General features: G+C 62.0%; 15 protein-coding genes. 11 read left to right on the forward strand and 4 right to left on the reverse strand.

The annotated features are described in order from the left end of the window. The 4 genes from ABYM29_RS06620 to ABYM29_RS06635 form a co-directional block, all read left to right on the forward strand. A partial coding sequence (locus tag ABYM29_RS06620; RefSeq protein WP_372863702.1) for a hypothetical protein occupies positions 1–226 on the forward strand: 226 nt, incomplete at its 5' end. Between the two features lie 204 nt (positions 227–430). Next, a complete protein-coding gene (locus ABYM29_RS06625) occupies positions 431–2,218 on the forward strand; it encodes an arylsulfatase (RefSeq protein ID WP_372863705.1) in 1,788 nt (595 codons plus the stop codon). A gap of 121 nt (positions 2,219–2,339) precedes the next feature. Next, positions 2,340–3,119 (forward strand): hypothetical protein, encoded by a 780-nt coding sequence (locus ABYM29_RS06630; RefSeq protein WP_372863708.1) that lies wholly within the window; start codon positions 2,340–2,342, stop codon positions 3,117–3,119. A 6-nt stretch (positions 3,120–3,125) separates the two neighbouring features. Beyond that, positions 3,126–3,623 (forward strand): hypothetical protein, encoded by a 498-nt coding sequence (locus ABYM29_RS06635; RefSeq protein ID WP_372863710.1) that lies wholly within the window; start codon positions 3,126–3,128, stop codon positions 3,621–3,623. Between the two features lie 11 nt (positions 3,624–3,634). Here ABYM29_RS06635 and ABYM29_RS06640 read toward each other — a convergent pair whose 3' ends face one another. Further along, positions 3,635–4,699: a hypothetical protein gene (locus ABYM29_RS06640; RefSeq protein ID WP_372863712.1), complete on the reverse strand. Its 1,065-nt coding sequence runs from the start codon at positions 4,697–4,699 to the stop codon at positions 3,635–3,637. Between the two features lie 366 nt (positions 4,700–5,065). Here ABYM29_RS06640 and ABYM29_RS06645 point away from each other — a divergent pair, with 366 nt between their 5' ends. Further along, positions 5,066–5,827: an autoinducer binding domain-containing protein gene (locus ABYM29_RS06645; protein WP_372863714.1), complete on the forward strand. Its 762-nt coding sequence runs from the start codon at positions 5,066–5,068 to the stop codon at positions 5,825–5,827. Positions 5,828–5,921: 94 nt separating this feature from the next. Next, the gene (locus ABYM29_RS06650) at positions 5,922–7,928 is read left to right on the forward strand and encodes a hypothetical protein (RefSeq protein ID WP_372863716.1); all 2,007 of its coding nucleotides are present in this window, start codon (positions 5,922–5,924) and stop codon (positions 7,926–7,928) included. A gap of 100 nt (positions 7,929–8,028) precedes the next feature. Here the strand turns inward: ABYM29_RS06650 and ABYM29_RS06655 are convergent, their stop codons facing one another. The 3 genes from ABYM29_RS06655 to argH all read right to left on the reverse strand — a co-directional run bounded on the left by ABYM29_RS06655 (position 8,029) and on the right by argH (position 13,746). Continuing rightward, the gene (locus tag ABYM29_RS06655; protein WP_372863718.1) at positions 8,029–11,136 is read right to left on the reverse strand and encodes an efflux RND transporter permease subunit; all 3,108 of its coding nucleotides are present in this window, start codon (positions 11,134–11,136) and stop codon (positions 8,029–8,031) included. 3 nt (positions 11,137–11,139) lie between these two features. Continuing rightward, a complete protein-coding gene (locus tag ABYM29_RS06660) occupies positions 11,140–12,174 on the reverse strand; it encodes an efflux RND transporter periplasmic adaptor subunit (protein WP_372863721.1) in 1,035 nt (344 codons plus the stop codon). Between the two features lie 174 nt (positions 12,175–12,348). Continuing rightward, the gene (gene argH / locus ABYM29_RS06665) at positions 12,349–13,746 is read right to left on the reverse strand and encodes an argininosuccinate lyase (protein ID WP_372863723.1); all 1,398 of its coding nucleotides are present in this window, start codon (positions 13,744–13,746) and stop codon (positions 12,349–12,351) included. Between the two features lie 181 nt (positions 13,747–13,927). On the opposite strand from argH, the gene ABYM29_RS06670 reads away from it, so the two are divergent. From ABYM29_RS06670 to ABYM29_RS06690, 5 genes are all read left to right on the forward strand, one after another. Next, positions 13,928–15,562, forward strand: coding sequence for a hypothetical protein (locus ABYM29_RS06670; protein WP_372863726.1), 1,635 nt, complete (start codon positions 13,928–13,930; stop codon positions 15,560–15,562). 96 nt (positions 15,563–15,658) lie between these two features. Further along, a complete protein-coding gene (hemC, locus tag ABYM29_RS06675) occupies positions 15,659–16,621 on the forward strand; it encodes a hydroxymethylbilane synthase (protein WP_372863729.1) in 963 nt (320 codons plus the stop codon). Then, entirely contained in the window at positions 16,602–17,432 is an 831-nt protein-coding gene (locus ABYM29_RS06680) for a uroporphyrinogen-III synthase (RefSeq protein WP_372863731.1), read from the forward strand. Before hemC ends, ABYM29_RS06680 begins: the two co-directional genes overlap by 20 nt. Next, positions 17,407–18,498, forward strand: coding sequence for a uroporphyrinogen-III C-methyltransferase (locus ABYM29_RS06685; RefSeq protein ID WP_372863733.1), 1,092 nt, complete (start codon positions 17,407–17,409; stop codon positions 18,496–18,498). The genes ABYM29_RS06680 and ABYM29_RS06685 overlap by 26 nt, the downstream gene beginning before the upstream one ends. Beyond that, positions 18,495–19,712, forward strand: coding sequence for a heme biosynthesis protein HemY (locus ABYM29_RS06690; RefSeq protein WP_372863736.1), 1,218 nt, complete (start codon positions 18,495–18,497; stop codon positions 19,710–19,712). The genes ABYM29_RS06685 and ABYM29_RS06690 overlap by 4 nt, the downstream gene beginning before the upstream one ends. Positions 19,713–19,714 lie beyond the last annotated feature (2 nt).

Below are 19,714 nucleotides of genomic sequence, written 5' to 3' on the forward strand. Positions count from 1 at the left end.
CAGCGGCTTTACCAAGCTGGTGTTCAAACTGCTGGGCTTTAAGCTCGGGGTGAACATCGGCCCGCCCTGGCTGAAGCGGGTCAGCCCCCGCGGCGGCTCGATGAAGGGCGATTTCGAACAGCTGCTGGCACTGGACTTTGACGCGTTGGTGGCGGCCCACGGCGAGCTGCTGGCCGCCGATGCCCGGCAGCGTCTGCGCGCCGAGGTCGACAAGGTGTTTGCCTAGGCCGCAGGCCTGCGCGAATGGCCGCCGGCTTGGCCGTGGGTGAGTACCCACTTAGTCGGTAGCCACAGCCCGGTGCGCACAGCCTCCGCCGGGGCGCGGGTGGTGATCGGCGGCAGCGCCAAGCCGCAATATGGCACTTGGCATCGCGCTTCCACCACGCTGGGCTATAGTGGTGTAGGCCGTTGAATTTATCTGGTGATATCCGTGATCGTAAACCGCATACGCTGCCTGCTCGGCGGGCTGCTATTTTTGTCTGTGCCGCTATCGGCGGCGGAGCCACCGAATATCGTGTTGATAGTGGGCGACGACGTCGGCTTTAGCGACCTGGGCAGTTACGGCGGCGAGATTAAAACCCCGCATCTGGATGCGCTGGCGGCCACCGGGGTGCGCTTCGCCAACTTCCATGTCACCGCCTCGTGTTCGCCCACGCGCTCGATGCTGATGACCGGTGTCGACAACCATCTTAATGGCCTGGGCAATATGGCGATCACCATGCCCTTTGAGCACGCCGGCCAGCCCGGCTACGAAGGCGTGTTGAACGATCGCGTGGTCACCGTGGCGGAAATGCTGCGCGCCAATGGCTACCACACCTATCAGCTGGGCAAGTGGCATTTGGGCAATGCCCCGGACAAGCGGCCCTATCATCGGGGCTTTGAACGCAGCATCGCGCTGGGCGACACCGGGGCCGACAACTGGGAGCAGCGGCCGTATCTGCCCACCTACGACAAGGCCCACTGGTATGCCGACGGCAAGGAGCACCAGCTGCCCGACGATTTTTATTCGTCGCAGTATTTTGTCGACAAGGCCATCGAATTTATCGACGCGCAGCGCGCCGACGGCAAACCCTTCTTTAGCTATATCGGTTTTCAGGCGGTGCATATTCCCCTGCAAGCGCCCAAACACTTTGTCGACAAATACCGCGAGATCTATCGCGATGGCTGGTCGCCGATTCAACAGCGGCGGCTTGAACGCGCCATCGCCCTAGGCTTGCTACCGCTGGGCACCGAGCTGACACCGATGTCGACCACCGAAGACTGGCAGGCCCTGTCAGCGAAGGAGCGGGCCTATTACGCGCGGCGTATGGCGGTGTATGCCGGCATGCTGGACGCGATGGATTTTCATCTCGGCCGGCTGATCAGTTATTTAAGAACCGTGGGCGAATACGACAATACGGTATTTATTTTTCTGTCTGACAATGGCCCGGAGCCGTCGGACCCGCTGCAGGTGATCGCGGTGTCGCCGTGGATCAAATACCATTACTCCACCGCCATTGACGATCTGGGTGCCAAGGGCAGTTATACCGCCATCGGGCCGAGCTGGGCCAATGCCGCGGCCACGCCGGGCAATTTTTACAAGTTTTATGCCGGCGAGGGTGGGGTGCGGGTGCCGCTGATTATTTCCGGGCCGGGGCTGTCGCGGCAGAATGCGGTGGAGCACAGCTTTGCCCATATTAAAGATATTGTGCCGACGATACTGGCGCTGTCGGGCACGCCCGATCACGGCGGCAGTTTCCAGCAGCGCGAGGTGCTGCCGATTACCGGCGCCAGCCTGTTGCCGGTACTGCAGGGCCGTGCCGCCTATAGCCACCCCCCCGACAAGCCGATTGGCTACGAGCTGTCGGGCAATGCGGCGCTGTACAAAGGTGACTACAAGCTGCTGCGCAACCTGCCGCCCCTGGGTGACGGGCAGTGGCGGCTCTACAATATTGTTGCCGACCCCGGCGAGTCGCAGGACTTGGCGGCCGCGATGCCCGAGCGCTATGAGCAGATGCTCAGCGACTACCAGGCCTATGCCGAGGCCCACGGCGTGCAGGCCATGCCCGCGGGCTATGACTACGTTCGGCAGGTAATGCTGTATACCGCCAAGCAAGTTTTTGAACGCAATGCGACTCGGCTGAACGCCTTGCTGGCGGTGTTGATTTTGCTAATGGTTTGGTTGCTGCTGCGCCTGCGTCGCCGGCGCATTGCCGGCGAGTGGTTTAAGGAGGAATAGCGCGGCGTTTTGAGTCTGCGGCGGCAGTCGTGGTCATGCAGATGTGCTAGGGTTTGAACGCCGCATTGGCGGTAGATATTTCCGCCCGGTGACGATTAAAAAGTATGGAGAGGGAGTCCGCGTGAGCGACGCATTGGTGCAAATTTCTGACAATTTCTGGAATATTCGCGGCGAATTCAAAATAGGCGGTGTGTTGAACATTGGCACCCACGCCTCGCTGGTGCGACGCGCCAACGGCAAATTTATACTGCTCGATGCCTATACCCTGGACGGCGAGGTGAAGGCTCAGGTCGATGCCCTGACCGGTGGTGGCGGCGATATTGAGGCGATGATCAATTTGCATCCCTTTCACACCGTGCATGTTGCGCGCGCCCACGCCCAGTATCCCAAGGCCAAGCTCTACGGCACCCAGCGCCATATTGCGAAGTTTCCCGAGCTGCCGTGGCGCCCCGAGCGCAGCGAGTCGGTGGACTGCGCGGCGCTGTTTGCCGAGGAGCTGTCGTTTTCGGTGCCGGCCGGTGTCGACTTTATTCCCAGTAATGAGCACCTGCATTTTTCCTCGGTGCTGGCCTATCACCGCGACTCCAAAACCCTGCACTGCGACGACACCTTAATGTATTTGCCGCTGCCGGGGTTGCTCGGCAAGTTGCGCAAAGCCCGGCTCAGTTTTCACCCCACACTGGCGAAAACCCTAGAGAAACGCGCCGGCGCGGCGGCGGATTTTCGCACCTGGGCCAAGCATGTGGTGCGGCAGTGGGGCGACGCGGAAAATCTCTGTGCGGCGCACTCCGCCAGCTTGCTGGCCGTTGATAATGACGGCGCGTCGATTGCCGAGCGCATCGAGTCGGCGCTGGCGCGGGTGGAAAAAGTGCTGGATGCTCATGAGAAAAAGTACGGCTGATTTTCAGTGTTAGTAGATTATCTGGTCGCCATGTTTCAGCTCGCCCAGAGCGGCGAACGCCAGGGCGTCGTGTTTTTTATTTGCCTTTACGCGCTGCTGAGCTGCGGCTATTCCTTTGTCTATCAGTCGCGTATTGCCCGCTGGCCTATGGTGTGGGGCGAGCTGCAGGACGCCGCCATTCGGTTACTGGGCGCGCCGGAGAATGTGATCAGCGAGCGCGATTACCGCGCCGAGCTGCGCTATCGCTATGTGGTGGCCGGGCAAGCATATATCGGTCGGCGACTGTCGCCCTGGCTGCTGGTGGCCTCGCACAATGCGCGGGGTGTGCTGCGCAGGCAGTTGCGCGGCGTGCAGCGCGACACCGATGGTCGCGTGGCGGTATTTTATCAGCCCGGCGCGCCGGCAAAAAGCTATCTGCTCAAGCCGGGGCGGCTGGGCCGTGGCCTTACTTTGGCGCTGGCCGTGGTGCCGGCACTGCTGTACTGGCAGCACTACCACGGCTAGCGCCGGGGCGGCTATTTAGGGCGGTACAAGCCCTTGCCGTTGATTTTGGGCAGGTCGTAGGCGGCGACCATGCCGGGCTCCTGCTCCACTACCGCCGGAATGGCATTGACGATGGCAGTGGCGGTTTGAATCACCCCGGCTACCGCGTGGTCGCCGTGCTGGTCCTCCATATCCATGCTGATGGTCATTTTCGGTTCACCCTCAATAATCACCTTATAGCCCTTGCCCTTGGGCCAGTCGGGCGCAATGTCGTCGGTGATGCGGGTGATGTGTTCGAGCACGATGGCGTCGCGGCCGTCGATCTGGGCGCGCACTTCAAAGCGCATGGCGCCGGTGGTGCCCTTTTTGAACAGGTCCATGGCGTTTTCGACATCGCGTTCCAGCGGCAGGCGCTCGTGGACTTCGTAGACGCGCTCCACTTCTAGCCCCAATGCAGCGGCCACCGAGCGCACCGATCCGCCCCAGCCCAGCGACAGCATGCCGGGGGCAAACAGTACGCAGTCGTGGTCGACCGGATAGCCGAAACCCATCACTTCGCGAATGGTGTTTTCCTGTTCGTAGGTGGCGTAGTTAATAATTTCCTGCATGCGAATGCTCGACCAGTGTTCACTCAGGCCGGTGAACACCAGCGGCATGGTGTCGTTGGCAAAGCCGGGGTCGATGCCATTGTTAAAGCAGCTGGCTTCGCCCAGCTCGCAGGCCTCTTTGATCGGCTCGGCGATAAAGGCCACATCGGGGTTGTCGGGGTATTGCAGCATAAACAGCGAAGAGGCCACCACATTGATACCGCGGCGCAGGCAGCGAGCTTGGTCCTTGGCGGCCTCCATCATGCGGGTTTCGGAGTGGGCGGTGTACACCACGCAGTCGGGCGCCAGATCGAGCACCGCATCGATGTCGCAGGAGGCCATCACACCACAGGGTGTGTCCAGCCCGGCGAGGGTGGCGGCGTCGGCGCCGGACTTGGCCTGGCTGCTGACGATATGGCCGACCAGCTCCAGCTCTGGGTGATTGAGTACGGCGCGAATGGCGTATTTGCCGACATTGCCGGTACCCCAGGTGACGACTTTCAAAGACATGTTTTTCCCCTGCTCATTATTATTGATGGCGGCCTGCGCGGCGCGGCAGCCCGGTGTTCGAAGCCCATGCTAACAAGGTGGCCGGGCGCTGGCAGCCGCGCTGGTATGACATAGAAAACCGCAAGGGGCCGTGGGCCGCTGCGCCGGGTGAGAAGTGGCTGCTGGTTTAGCAATTTAGCATGTGGCGCTTAGGGAGCGGGCTGTGGCCGGCGGCGAATAAACCGCTCCGGGTTCAGCTGGGCTTGTGCGTTTTGCCCGGATTTTTTTAGTGGCAGCGTCGATTTCTGCTGCGTTATCAGAAAAAATGACGGCTGGGGTTCGCCGCGCTGTCAGCGCAATAGGGGTTGTGAGTCACAGGGAATTTTAATGGCAAAGCAAGCATTGCTCACTAGAGACTGGCTGTATGAAGAGTGCGCCAAGCTGGACAGTCATACCACGCTGGAGGCGTACTTTGATCAGCTGCAAAAGGTAATCGACAAACTGGGCTTTTATCAGTACCTCTATACGGCGCTGCCGAGCTTTTACGAGCCGCACTCTGGTGCATCACCTGTTATGCACACCACCTACTGTCAGGAGTGGATGCAGTATTACGTCGATAAAAACTATGAGAAGCACGACAGTATCTTGCGTCACTGCCTTTCGGGTAGCGAGTCGATCTACTACATGCATCAAGCCCACCGGCAACGCGATCTGCAAGCAGGGGAGCGGCAGGTCATTCTGGATGCGGCACAGGCGGGCATCGACAGTGGCATCGCGCTGCCCATGTACAACACCTTTGGCGGAGCCGGCCTGCTGACCCTCACCGCTCGCGGCGGTGAGCGGGAATTTTCGAAGTTATTTAACAGCTGCCGGGACAGCCTGGAAATATTTGCCAGAAGCTTTAATGAATCAATATTGCGTCATTTCAGTAGCCAATTTTGCCCCGCAGACGTTCCGCAATTGACGGCGCGAGAGCGCGAAGTACTTATGTGGTTAGCATCGGGAATGACCTATGACGAGATTGCCGACAAGCTCGCCATTGGTGTGAGCACCACCCGCAAGCATGTGGCCAATGTGATCCGTAAATTCAAGGCTCGCAACAGCACTCATGCCTGTGCGTTGGCGGCGAAATGGGGGTTGTTGTATTAGTTTTTTTGGCCGAGCAATGGGTTGAACATCCCATGTTTGGCAATCCACCGCTGAATTAGACTGCGCGCATGGTGATTTGTCTAACGGTGGAGCAATGAAGAAGTGTCTTGGTGTTTTTGTGAGCCTGCTGCTGTTGAGTGCCTGCGGAGGTGGCGGCGGGGGCGGTAACGGCGGCGAGACGAAGGCCGAGGCCTATCGTATAGGCGGTATTGTTTCCGGCTTGTACGGCGATGCCGAAGTCCTTATAGATGGCCGAGAGTCCCGCGGCAATGGGCTGTTTATCTATCGCGACGATGCCCGCCCGGGTGATTATTTTTCCATCGATGTGACGGCGCCAGAGGGCTATCGCTGCCGGCTTGATCACGGCAGCGGCACGGTTGCCGAGTCGGACTGGTTGCGCACGGTCATTAACTGCCAGCTGTGGCGGGCCCAGCCGATGCAGCGGCTGGGCAGCGCTAATCAGCAGCTGACGGCGCCGGTGTTTGCCCTGAACGCGGCGGGCGACGGCCTGGCCTTGTGGCCAGTGAGCAGGCAGACCCTGGCATCCAGCAAGTTCGACCGGCAATTTGGTTGGCAGCCGCAGGCAAATATTGAGGGGCCCACTGGCGGCAGTATTTACGACGTGCATCTCGGCAGTGATAGTCAGGGCAACAGTCTGGCGGTGTGGTTGCTGCGCAGCGCAGACAGTTTTGATGTCGCCTTGTATGCCGCGCAGTTTGCGCCCGACAGTGGCTGGGCGCAGCCGGTAAAAGTGGCGGATATTGCTAATCGGCGCATGTCTCAACTGAGCTTGGATCTGGCCGTTGGCCAAGATGGCAGCGCAGTCGTTGCCTGGCTTAGCGACGAGGCGGTAAAGGCCGTCGCCTTTTCCTTTGCCCAGGGCTGGGGCGAGGTGGTTCAGGCCAGTTATACGCCGATCAATACCTCGGACTGGCAGGCCCCGCTGCATTTGAATACCGTGATTGATGGTGCCGGCAATGCCATGGTGGTCTGGGAGGCGACGGTTTACCGCGAGGGAACGCGCTATAGCAACATGTATTGGAAGCGGCACCTGTCTGCTTCGGGCTGGGAGCAGAGCAGGGAGGTCGCCGGTTTTAATGATCCCTGGGATCACGGCGAGAACCTGACTCACTTTGATGTGGTGATGAATGCCAACGGCGACGCCGTGATGGCATGGGCTCCCAGTTATACCAGTCGCGCCGAACTGTACAGCCGCAGCTACAGTCATGCCGGCGGCTGGGCCGCGAGTAATACGCGGCATCGCTTTGCCGACAGCGTGGCTGAGATCAGCGGAATGAAGGTCGCCATCAATAGCGAAATGGTGGCGCTGGCATGGCTCGATAACGCCTGTTGCGAACAGCGTCTATTGGCCAATACCAAGCCTTTGGGCGGCGAGTGGTCGGCGCCCAGTGAGCTGTTCAGTAGCGCCAGTGAGATAGCGCTTCGCGACCTCTACAGTGAGGCCGGCGGGCGGGCCACGGTATTGTTTAGCGAGGCGGTGGATGGCCAGTTGCGCCGTCCCTATGCCTCGACGTATTCGGCTCGGCAGTCCTGGGGGGAGGTCTTTTTGCTGGATACGCCAAACAGCGCGGCGACGGCGGTGGACGCTTTAACGGCGGACTCTGACGAGGGCGGTGAGCTGCATATTTTTAGTGTGCTAGGCGATGAGCTGTGGCATCAGCGCATTGGCTATGCGCAGCCTGACGGTGAAGCGCCGGCTGACGATGATAGGCCCGAGCGGGTGAATATTGTTGGAAGCTGGGCCTATCAACTTTCCTATTCTAGTTGTCCGGGGCTGTCTGAGCAGGGCACTGCGCAGTGGTCTTATCACGCAGATGGATACGGCTTGGTGGTGGAAACCGATAAGGCGGTCGATCCCTTTAATTGTGTGTTCGCCGATGCCAGGCTTGTCGATGACGGCGGTGAGCACTATCAGGCGGGGTCGCCTATCTCGGCGCCGGAGTTTCGCGCCGGTCTGAATGATTTCTCTGCGGTGTACCACTGGCAGCGGGTGATCTTTGCTAGCGACAACATGATTAACGTCGATGGCCTGCTCAACGATGACAGTACTGTCGAGGCGACCATTGTGTTTAGCCGCTGAGGGCTCTTAGGTGCGGGCTAGTAGAGCTTTTTCGCGGCAATTGCATTGCTAAGCGCACTGCTGGCCGCGCTGGCGTCGCGGCCGGTGTCGGCCGGGCTAGTCAGCGGGCCGCACTATCGCTTTCTTTCAATTCTCTTTCCAGCTGCTGGGCCACGTCTTGCGGCGAGCCGGTGTGCCGGGCCAGCAGGCGGTAGGCCATGGGCACCACGAACAGGGTGAACAGGGTGGCGGCGCTGACCCCCGCCACCACCACCACGCCGATCACGTAGCGGCTTTCACTGCCGGCGCCGCTGGCTAACAACAGCGGTATGGCGCCCATAATGGTGGTGATGGCGGTCATCACAATTGGCCGCAGGCGCTGCTGGGCAGCCTTGCTAATGGCCTCTTCAAAGGCCAGGCCACGGTCGCGCAGCTGGTTGGTAAATTCCACTAGCAAAATGCCGTTTTTGGCGGCCAGCCCGACCAGCATGATCAGCGCGACCTGGCTGTAGATGTTCAGGCTTTGGCCGGTTAAGTAGAGCCCCAGTAGCGCCCCGGCCATGGCCAGCGGCACGGTGAGCAGAATCACCAGCGGGTGAATAAAACTTTCAAACTGCGCTGCCAGCACCAGGTAGACCACCAGCAGGGCCAGTATGAAGGTGAAGTAGACCGCGCTGCCCGAGTCTTTGTAGTCCAGTGATTCGCCCTTGTAGTCGATGACCGCATCCGGGGCGATCTGTCGGGTAATGCCTTCGAGATAGCTGAGCGCCTCGCCCAGTGAATAGCCGTCGGCGAGGTTGGCGTCCAGGGTAATGGCGCGCAGGCGGTTGTAGCGGCGCAATACTGCGGCGTCGCCGCGCTCTTCAATGCTTACCAGATTGGCCAGCGGTATCAGTTGGCCGCTGGTGTCTGAGCGCACGTAGATATTGCCGAGGTCGCTGGGGGTGTTTTGCATGCCGGGCTCGCCTTCGAGCACCACATTGTACTCCTCGCCGTTAAGCATGAAGGTGGTCACCCGCCGCGAGCCCAGCAGGGTTTCCAGGCTGCGGTTGATCTGCTGGGTGCTGACGCCGAGGTCGGCGGCGCGGTCGCGCAGCACGGTGACTTGCAGCTGGGGTTTGGTTTCGCGGTAGTCGCTGTCCAGGCCGAGCAGCTTGGGGTTGTTGCGCGCCTCACTGAGGATGGCGTCGCGCCAGGCGGCAAGCTGTTGGTAGTCGCCGCCGCCAATGACAAATTCCACCGGCTTGCTAAAGCCGCCGCCCAGTGCCTGCGGCATGATGGGGAAGGCGCTGAGGGCGGTGAAGCCTTTCAGCCGTTGGCGGATGTCGGCGACGATGGCGGTGTTGGGGCGCCGCGTTTCCCAGGGCGCCAGCACCATAATGGCAAAGGCTTCGTTGTAGCTTTCGGCGCCGCCGCGACCGGCCGGCGCGCGCACCAGAAAGCGGTCGACTTCGCCGCTGTCGACCAGTGGCATCAGCCGCTGTTCGATGTCCTCGAGATGCTTGCTGACAAAGTCGAAGGACGAACCCTCAGGGCCGCGAATCATCATAAACACCACGCCGCGGTCTTCCTTGGGGGCGAACTCGGCGGGGACTTGTTGTACCAGCACGACGCAGCTCAGGATGGCCAGTGCCAGCACCGAGGCGGAGATCAGCGGCCGCCGCAGGCTGGCGTCCAGGGCGCGGCGGTAGCGGTCTTCCATGCGGTGCAACAGACTTTCCACAAAGCCGGCCAGACGGCCGTGCATGGCGTCGCGGTTGAGCAGTTTGGCGCAGATCACCGGCGACAGGGTGAGGGCGACGAGGCTGGAGAACACTACCGCCACCGCCATGGCTACGGCAAACTCGCCAAACAGCCGGCCGACATCGCCCTGCAGCATGGTGATGGGCACGAAGACGGCGACTAACACCGCGGTGGTGGCGACGACCGCAAAGCCTACCTGGCGGCTGCCGCGAAAGGCGGCGACCAGCGGCGATTCGCCCGCCAACAGGCGGCGGTGGATGTTTTCTAACACCACAATGCTGTCGTCGACCACCAGGCCGATGGCCAGTACCAGTGCTAGCAGGGTGAGCAGGTTGATGGTATAGCCCAGTGCATAGAGCACAGTGAAGGTGGCGATCAGCGACACCGGCACGGTCACGGCGGGCACCAGCATGGCGCGGAAGTCGCCGAGGAAAAGAAATATCACTAACACCACCAGACTGGCGGCGATAAACAGTGTGGTATAGACCTCGTCGATGGCGCTGTCGATAAATACCGAGCTGTCGTAGCTGTCGTGCAATTCGGTGCCGGCGGGCAGGGTGCTGCGCAGCGCCGCCACTTCGCGGTGGGCGGCCTTGGCGACTTCCAGGGTGTTGGCGGTGCTCTGCTTGACGATGCCCACGCCGACCTGGGGAATGCCGTTGCCGCGAAACAGGGTGCGGTATTCCTCGGCGTCCAGGGTAATGCGCGCCACTTCGCCAAGGCGCAGAATATTGCCGCTGCTGTCGCGGCGCAGCACCAGCTCGGCGAAGTCGTCGCTGCTCAGAAACTGGCGCTTAATTTTGATCACAAAGTCGCGGTCGCGGGTTTTCAGTGTGCCGGCGGGCAGTTCGACATTCTCGCGGCGCAGCGCCGACTCGATGTCGTCAACACTGAGGTTGCGCGCCGCCAGTGCCTCGTGGTCCAGCCAGATGCGCATGGCGTATTCGGGGCCGCCGCTGACTTGAATGCGCGCCACGCCGTCGAGCACCGACAGACGGTCGACCAGATAGCGCTGGGCGTAGTCGGCCAGCTGAAGGGTGTTCATCTTGGTGGAGGTGAGGTTAAACCACATGATCACCCGCTGGTCGGAGTCGGCCTTTTGCACCTCGGGGGCGTCGGCCTCGTCGGGCAGGTTGTTGCGCACCCCGGCGACGCGGTCGCGCACGTCGTTGGCAGCGGCGTCGATATCGCGGGACAGGTCGAATTCGATGCTGATGGTCGAGAAGCCGTCCTGGCTGGTGGAGGACACGGTTTTAATGCCCTCGATGCCGGCGATGCGCTCTTCGATAATCTGGGTAATTTTTGACTCGACCACCTCGGCGGAGGCGCCGGTGTAGTTGGTGCGAACGGACACAATAGGCGGGTCGACGTCGGGGTATTCGCGCAGCGCCAGGCGCTCGAAGGACAGCAGACCAAAGGCCAGCAGTAACAGGCTGATGACGGTGGCAAACACCGGGCGCTTGACGGCGGTATCGGACAGCAGCATGGCCTAGGACTCCTGCACGGCGACCGGGCTGCCGGGGCGCAGCATTAAAAAGCCCTCGCTGATCAGCGTGTCGCCGGGGCTGAGGCCGCTGAGCACTTCTACGCTGTCGGCCTGGCGAATGCCGAGCTTAACCTCGCGGCGCTCGGCCTGCTGATCGGCATTGAGCAGCCAGACATAGTGGCGCTGCTCGCTGCTCTGCAGGGCCGAGGCCGGCACCAGAATGCTCTGGCGCTGGTCTTTGAGCAGCGACACTCGCATCAGCATGCCGGGCTTTAATTCACCGTCGGGGTTGTCGATGTGGGCGCGCAACCTCACGCTGCGCGAGATCGGGTCGATGCGCGGATTGATGGCGGTGACGGTGCCGCTAAAGCGTTTGTCCAGGGCATCGCTATAGGCGTCGATGCTCATGCCGACGCGCAGTGAGCGCAGCGACAGACTGGGCAGGTTCAGGTCGAGGCGCATGGTGCTGAGGTCGTCGAGACTGGTAATGCTGTTGCCCGCCGCAATCAGTGCGCCGGGGCTGACTTCGCGCAGGCCGGTGACGCCGGCAAAGGGTGCGCGCAGGCTGCGCTCGTCGATCTTGGCCTGCACTTCGGCAACTTTGGCGGCGGCGCGATCGCGGGCACTGAGGCGTTGATCGTATTCATTGCGGGCGGCCGACTGGGTGGCTAACAGGTCTTTTAGGCGGCGAATTTCGCGTTGCTGTTCGGCCAGATCGGCCTTGGCGGCGCTCAGCTGGGCCTGCTCTTCGGCCTGCTCCAGGGTGGCCAACAGCTGGCCCTGGGTCACGCTTTGCCCTTCTTCAAAGTGCAGTGCGCGGATTTTTTCGCTGATGGTGGCGGTGATTAACACCGATTCGCGTGCCTGCAGGGTGCCGATGGCGGACAGCCGCTCCTCCACGGTTTGAGCTTGCAGGGTCTGCACTTTGACGGCGGCCGGCGGGCGTTGGCCGGGGCCCGCCGCCGTGCTGCGGTCGCAGGCGCTCAGTGCCAGCAGCACTGGCAAGCCGAGAGTCAGAAGGCGTGTGAAGCTGGGCATGCGGGGAGACTCCTGTCATCGATTCAGTGCCTACGCCAAAGGCGTTGGAGCCGATGTCGGGGCTCGAAGTGGCGAGGCAATGCTTAATGTAACACCGCCGGGCGGTAAAACCCTCGCAGAAATGGCCAGATGGGCCGAGGGCGAGCGGCGGGCCGCGAGGGCCCGCCGCGCAGCTTAGCGCTGCTTGAGGCGGGCTTCGGCGCGGTCGGCGGCGGCGCGCACTTGAGCGGGGGCGGTGCCGCCGGTGTGGTTGCGGGCGTTAATCGAGCCTTCCAGGGTCAGCACCTCGAACACGTCTTCATTGATGTCAGTGCTGAACTGGCGCAGTTCGTCCAGGCTCATTTCCGACAGATCTTTTTTCTCGGCGATGCCGTAGGCCACCGACTTGCCGACCACTTCGTGGGCGTCGCGGAAGGGCAGGCCTTTGCGCACCAGGTAGTCGGCCAGATCGGTGGCGGTGGAGAAGCCGCGCATCGCCGCTTCGCGAGTAACCTCGGCGTTAACGCTAATCGCCGGCACCATGTCGGCATAGGCCTTGAGGCTGTCCTTGAGGGTGTCGATGACATCGAACAGCGGTTCTTTGTCTTCCTGATTGTCTTTGTTGTAGGCCAGCGGTTGCGATTTCATCAGTGTCAGCAGGCTGATCAGGTGGCCGTTAACCCGGCCCACTTTGCCGCGAATCAGCTCGGGGACATCCGGGTTTTTCTTCTGCGGCATAATCGACGAGCCGGTGCAGAAACGGTCGGGCAGGTCGATGAAATTAAACTGCGCCGAGGTCCACAGCACCAGCTCTTCGCTGAAGCGCGACAGGTGGGTCATGATCAGGCTGCCGGCGGCGGCAAATTCAATGGCGAAGTCGCGGTCGCTAACCGAGTCCAGCGAGTTTTCGGTGGGGCGGTCAAAGCCCAGCAGTTGGGCGCTGTACTCGCGGTCAATCGGGTAGGTGGTGCCGGCCAGTGCGGCGGCGCCCAGCGGGCTCTGGTTCATGCGCGCTGCGCAGTCGCGCAGGCGGCTGTAGTCGCGCTCCAGCATTTCGTTCCAGGCCAGCATATGGTGGCCGAAGCTGACCGGCTGGGCGGTTTGCAGGTGGGTGAAACCGGGCATGATGGTGTCGGCCTCGCGGCGGGCCAGTTCGACCAGGCCCTGCTGCAGGCGGCTGAGTTCCTGACAGATGCTGACGATTTCGTCGCGCAGATACAGGCGGATGTCGGTGGCTACTTGGTCGTTGCGCGAGCGGCCGGTGTGCAGCTTCTTGCCGGTGATGCCGATCTTGTCGGTGAGGCGCGCCTCGATGTTCATATGCACATCTTCAAGGCTGACCGACCACTGGAACTGACCGCTTTCAATCTCGCTGCGGATTTCTTCCAGGCCGGTTTGAATCTGCTTGAGTTCGTCTTCGCTGAGTACGCCGACCTTGGTCAGCATGGCGGCGTGGGCCAGCGAGCCGTTGATGTCGTGGTGGTAGAGGCGCTGGTCAAAGCTCACCGACGCGGTGAAGCGCTCTACAAACTGGTCGGTGGCCTCACTGAAGCGCCCGCCCCAGGGTTTGATAGTCGGCTCTTTGTCACTCATGGCAAGCAGGTCCTGTGTCATCGGGGCGCTGGTTGGGCCCGGTCGGAAAAGCGGCAAAGTATAGCAGAATTGTGCGCCTTGCCGCGGCATCGGCGGCACGACATCGCGGGGTCATATAAATGTAATAAAGCCGCGCGATACTGCCCATGCCAATTTTTTACCAGTAAGGGATGTAGGCAGTATGAGCGAAGTGGATACCCCCCGCGCCAAACTGGTCGAGCTGTTGTGGCAGCTGAAAGGGGCGTTCGAGCAGGCCGAAGGCGGGCGCAGCATTCACTTTAATACCCTGTTGCGTGATTCCAATTACCGCCGCGAACTGATTAACGAGGCGGCGACCAGCAGCAATCGCCAAATGCGCGAGCTGGGCCGCAGTCTGCGGGTGTTGAACAGCGACGGCGAGCTGACCCAGAGTCGGGAAAAACTGGCGTCGTTCAACCCTGATATTACCGAGACCCTGAGCAAGGTCTCGGCGGCCAGCGCGGCGCCGGCAGACAAGCCGCCGGCCAAAGCGGCTCGCCGGGCGCTGTGGCTGGTGGGCGCGGTGGCGTTGCTGCTGGTATTGGGCGCGGCGCTGTTGCTGCTAGCCGCAGGCACCCGCAGTGAGACCCTGCGCGGCTCGCTGACGGGCGCCCAGCGGTGGACGGCGGATAAGATCTGGATTCTCGACGATATTGTCTACCTGGAGGCCGGTGCCCAGCTGACCATCGAGCCGGGTACGGTGGTTCAGGGGCGCGCCGGCAGTGCCCTGGTGGTGACCCGCGACGCGACCATTATGGCGCGTGGCAGCGTCGATGCGCCGATTGTGTTTACCAGCGCTCAGCCCGTGGGTCAGCGCCAGGCCGGTGACTGGGGCGGCGTGGTGCTGCTGGGCAATGCGCCGCTCAATAGCCGCGACGCGCAAATTGAGGGTGTGCCCACGGTCGATAGTCGCGGCATGTTTGGCGGCGTCGACAGCCGCGATAACTGCGGGGTGTTGGAATATGTGCGTATCGAATTTGCCGGCTATGAGGTCTATGCCAACAATGAATTGAATGGCTTGACCCTGGGCGGTTGTGGCAGCAACACCATTGTGCGCCATGTGCAGGTGCACCGCGCTTCTGACGACGGCATTGAGGTGTTTGGCGGCAGCGTCGATATGAAACATATTTTGATTAGCGGCGCCGCCGATGACTCGCTGGACTGGGACATGGGTTGGACTGGTCGCGTGCAGTTTTTGCAGGTACTGCAGTATCCGGGCATGGGCGACAATGCCATTGAGGCTGACAACCGCGACGGCCGTCACGATGTGCAGCCGGTATCGCAGCCGACGCTCTACAATGTCACGCTGCGCAGTCTGGCCAGCGCTGACAAGCACCAGCGCGGTATTACCCTGCGCCGCGGCAGCGGCGGCCACTTCCACAATATGATTGTCAGCGGTTTCTCTGGTGAGGCGGTCGATATTAAAGATCGCAGCACGGTGAGCCGCCTCGGCAGTGGCATGATGAGTTTTGGCGGGCTGATTTTCCACGACAACGGTCGTGCCAGCGGCCGTCATTTTGCCGATGAACTGGGCAGGCAGGACGACGACGGCGGCTTTGATGAGGCGGCGTATTTTGCCCGTCGCAGCCGCCTCGATGCCGATCCGGGCTTTCGCAGTAGCCGCGACCCGGTGGGCCAGCCGGAGTTTCGCCTGCGCGCTCAGTCGGCCGCTGCTGAGGCCGCCGAGCCGGTGCCCGAGGGCGAGTTCTGGGATCAGGGCGCGGCCTATCTCGGCGCCGTGCGCCCCGGCAGCAACCGCAGCTGGATGGATGGCTGGACGAGTTTTGCGCTGAATTGATAAGTGCTCGGCCGATAGCGCGCGCTTCGCGGTTCAGTCTCTATGGCCGCTGGCGTATGATACGGGGTTTACGCTATACCCACGGACCCCGTCGCCATGTCTCAATCGCTCCAGCCCGAACGCACCCTGCGCATTGCCACCCGCGAAAGCCTGCTCGCCCTCTGGCAGGCTGAATATATCAAGGCCCGCCTCGAAGCCTGCCACCCCGGCCTGAAGGTCGAACTGTTGGGCATGACCACCCGCGGCGACCAACTGCTCGACTCACCCCTGTCGAAGATCGGCGGCAAGGCGCTGTTTGTGAAAGAGCTGGAGCAGGCGCTGCTGGATGGCCGCGCCGATATCGCAGTGCACTCGATGAAAGATGTGCCGATGGAATTCCCCGAGGGCTTGGGGCTGGCGATTATCTGTGAGCGCGAAGATCCGCGCGATGCCTTTGTCAGCAATCACTTTGCCAGTGTCGACGATTTGCCCGAAGGTGCCCGGGTTGGCACTAGCAGTTTGCGCCGCGAATGTCAGCTGCGGGCGCGCCGTCCCGACCTGAAAATTTCCAGTTTGCGTGGCAATGTGCAAACCCGACTGCGAAAACTTGACGAGGGTGAGTTTGACGCCATTGTATTGGCGGCTGCGGGTTTGATTCGCCTGGAGCTGGACGATCGCATTGCGTCTTTTATGGCGGTAGAAGACAGTCTGCCGGCCTGCGGACAGGGGGCGGTGGGGGTGGAAACCCGGCTTGATGACGACTGGGCACGGGAATTGCTGAAACCCTTACACGATGAAGACAGTGCCGCCAAGGTCACGGCCGAGCGGGCGATGAATACCCGCTTGCACGGTGGTTGTCAGGTGCCGATTGCCGGCTATGCCATCAGCGACGCTGCCGATGGCCAGCAACTGTGGCTGCGGGCGCTGGTTGGCGAGCCCGATGGCAGTCGAATTTTGCGCGCCGAGCTGACCGCCTCGGCGGCCGATCCCCAGGCCCTCGGCGTGGCGGTGGCTGAGCAGTTATTGGCACAGGGTGCCGGCGATATTCTGGCGGCTGTGTATGGCGAACAACAGCACTGACTTGCAGGGCCTGCGGATACTGATTAGCCGCCCGGAAGGTCGCAACGAAGACTTGCGTGCGGCGCTGGCTGCCGCCGGCGCCGAGGTGTCGGTGCAGCCGCTGTTGCGCATCGCGCCGCTGGCGGAGGACGACCCGCGCTACCAGCAGGCGCGCCGGCTTTTGTTGGATTTGGATCACTACCAGCAGCTGATCTTTATTAGCGCCAATGCGGTCGCCTGCGGTATGGCAGTGATCGACGGGCTGTGGCCACAGTACCCCGTGGGCCTGCGCTGTCATGCCATCGGCGCGGCGACGGCGGCAGCGCTGCGTGAGTGGCCCTGGCCGGCTGCCGCCTTGGCCCCGCCCGGCGCTGAGTCGAGCGGCGCGATGGACAGTGACAGCCTGCTGGCGCAACCGGCGCTGCAACAGGTTGCCGGCCAGCGGATACTGATTGTGCGCGGCTGTGGTGGTCGCGAGCGCCTGGCCGAAATACTCCGTGAACGGGCTGCGCGGGTAGACTATGCTGAATGCTATCAGCGCTGTGCCCCGGAGATTAGCGCCGAGGCCTTGCAGGCCCTGTTAGACCGCCAGCGAATACAGTTGGTGTGCCTGAACAGTGGTGACACCTTGGTGCAGTTTAGCCAGCGTATCGCAGCGCTGCGACGCGGCGATTACACCTTGGTAGTGCCCAGTGTGCGCGTTGAGCAACAGGCGCGGGAAGCGGGTTTCGAACATATTATTCTTGCAGATAACGCCGGCACAGCGGCAACGCTGGCCGCTATAAAAAACTGGCAGAGAGAGAAGCATGTCGGAAGCACAAAACGAGAATAAGGACATTGTGCAGAGCACAGTTGCCGAGTCGCCGGCGACATCGCCACAGGCGGAGAAGTCGCGCGGTGGTGGCTTGGCAGCCCTGGCCCTGTTGTTGGCGCTGGCGGGGTTGGGCTTGGCGGGCTGGATTTACTATCAGCTGATTTATCTGAGTAGCGAGCAGGACGCGGCGTTTTTTGCCGAAATGAAAGCGGCCATGCAGGACTACGACAATCGCGCGCAATCCGCTGCGGCGGCGCTGGATCGGCAGCGCGAACGCCTGGCTGAAATCGACAGTTTGATCGACCAGCAGCGCGCGGTCAGCCAACGGCAGATCCAGCAGCTGAGTGACAAAATGCAGAGTTTGAGCACGGTTGATCGCGACGACTGGTTGCTGGCGGAGGTGGAATACCTGCTGCGTCTGGCTAATCAGCGCCTGCAATTGAGCGGCGACAGCCGCGCTGCGGGCCGCCTGCTGGCCAGTGCGGACGGTATTCTGCGCGAGCTTGATGACCCCGCCCTGCACCCGGTGCGGGCCGAGCTGGCCAAGGAGTTGGCGGCTCTGCAAAGCAGTGCCGATTTTGATCTTGAGGGCGCCTACTTGCAGCTGCAGGGCTTGGCCGAGGCCGCCGAGCAGCTGGAGGTTTACACGCCGCCGAGTTATCAGCCACAGCCGCTGCCGGCCGCCGACGCCAGCTGGCAGGAGGGCTTGAGCGCTGGCTTTGAACGCGCCTGGGGAAAGCTGCGCAGCTATGTGCGCATTCGCCAGCACGACGACAATTTTAAGGCCGAGTTGGCGCCCGAGCAGGCCGACGCGCTGCGCGCCAGCCTGCGGATGATGCTTGAGCAGGCGCAGTTGGCGCTGCTCGCCGAGCGCCCGGAACTCTATCGTCACTCGCTGGACAAGGCGACCGCCTGGCTGCAGCGCTACTACCCGCTCAACGAACGCCGCGAGGCGCTGTTGCAGCAGCTCGCGCCGCTGCGCGAGGCGGAAATTCGCGCCGAGCGCCCCGATATTTCGATGTCCTTGCGCACGCTTAAGGAGTACTCCAAGGCGCGTCGCTGGCAGCGCGAGGTCGGCCAATGAGACTGTTTTTAATTGCGCTGATTGCTCTGGGGCTGGCCGCGGGCGTAGCGGTGGCGATTCAATACGACAGCGGCTATGTGCTGGTTGCCTATGGGCGGACCACGGTGGAGATGACCGTGTGGGTGGCCGCGGCGTTACTGCTGGTGGTGTTGTTTGTGTTGTGGTTGTTGCTCAGCTTGTTGAGCCGCAGTGTGCGGCTGTCCGACCGCCTCGGAGTGATGCGCAACCAGCGGCGCATTGAGCGTGAGCGTCAGCGCAGTCATCGCGGTGTACTGGCCTACGCCGAGGGCAATTGGCTGCAGGCCAAACGCCTGCTGTTGTCCAGTGCCAGCAGTGACAAGCCGCTGATTAACTATTTGCTGGCGGCGCGGGCCAGCCAGCGTTTAGGCGACGAGCGCGGTGTGGCCCAGGCGCTGAGTCAAGCCGAGAACAGCGGCCCCCACGCTGATATTGCGGTGACGCTGACTCAGGCCGAGTTGCAGATGGAGCGCGGCCAGCTGGAGGAGGCGCTGGCCAATTTAATGCGGCTGCGCAAGCACGCCGAGCGCTATCCGGCAGTATTGATGTTGCTGGCGCGGGTGTATCGCGGTTTAGGCGACTGGGAGGGATTGCGCAAGCTGGTGCCGGAGTTGCGCAAGCGCAAATTACTGGCCGATGCTGCCCTGCAGGAATTGGAGCGCGAAGCGCTGCGCGGTGAATTGTTGCGCCTGCGCCAAGTCGGCGAGGCCGAGCCGCTGTTGCAGTGGTGGCGGCAGTTGGGCCGCAGTAGTGAGCTGCGCGGCGAATTACTGGAAGACATGGTGCCGGCACTGTTGGCGGTGGGCCGGGGTAGCGAGGCCAGCAAGTTATTGCGTGCGGCGATCAAGCAGCAGTGGCGCGAGGAGCTGGTGTTGCTCTATGCCAGCATTAGCGACGACGACCCGGCGCGTCAGCTCGGTGTTGCCGAGAGCTGGTTGAAAGAGTATTCAGACAGGCCCGGTTTGCTGTTGGCGCTGGGTCGAATTTGCCTGCGCAACGAGCTGTGGGGCAAGGCGCGGGAGTACCTTGAACGCGCTCACCGCCTGGCGACAACGGCGCCGGTGTGCTTTGAGCTGGCGCGCCTGCTGGAGCACCTGGGTGAGGCAGAGGAGTCGGCCCGCTATCTGCGCGAGGGGCTGATGCTGCAGGGACAGCAGTTGCCCGATTTGCCGATGCCACAGCAGCACACGCTGTAAGC

The organism is Spongiibacter sp., from assembly GCF_041602295.1.
In the GTDB taxonomy this organism is placed as follows: Bacteria; Pseudomonadota; Gammaproteobacteria; order Pseudomonadales; family Spongiibacteraceae; genus Spongiibacter.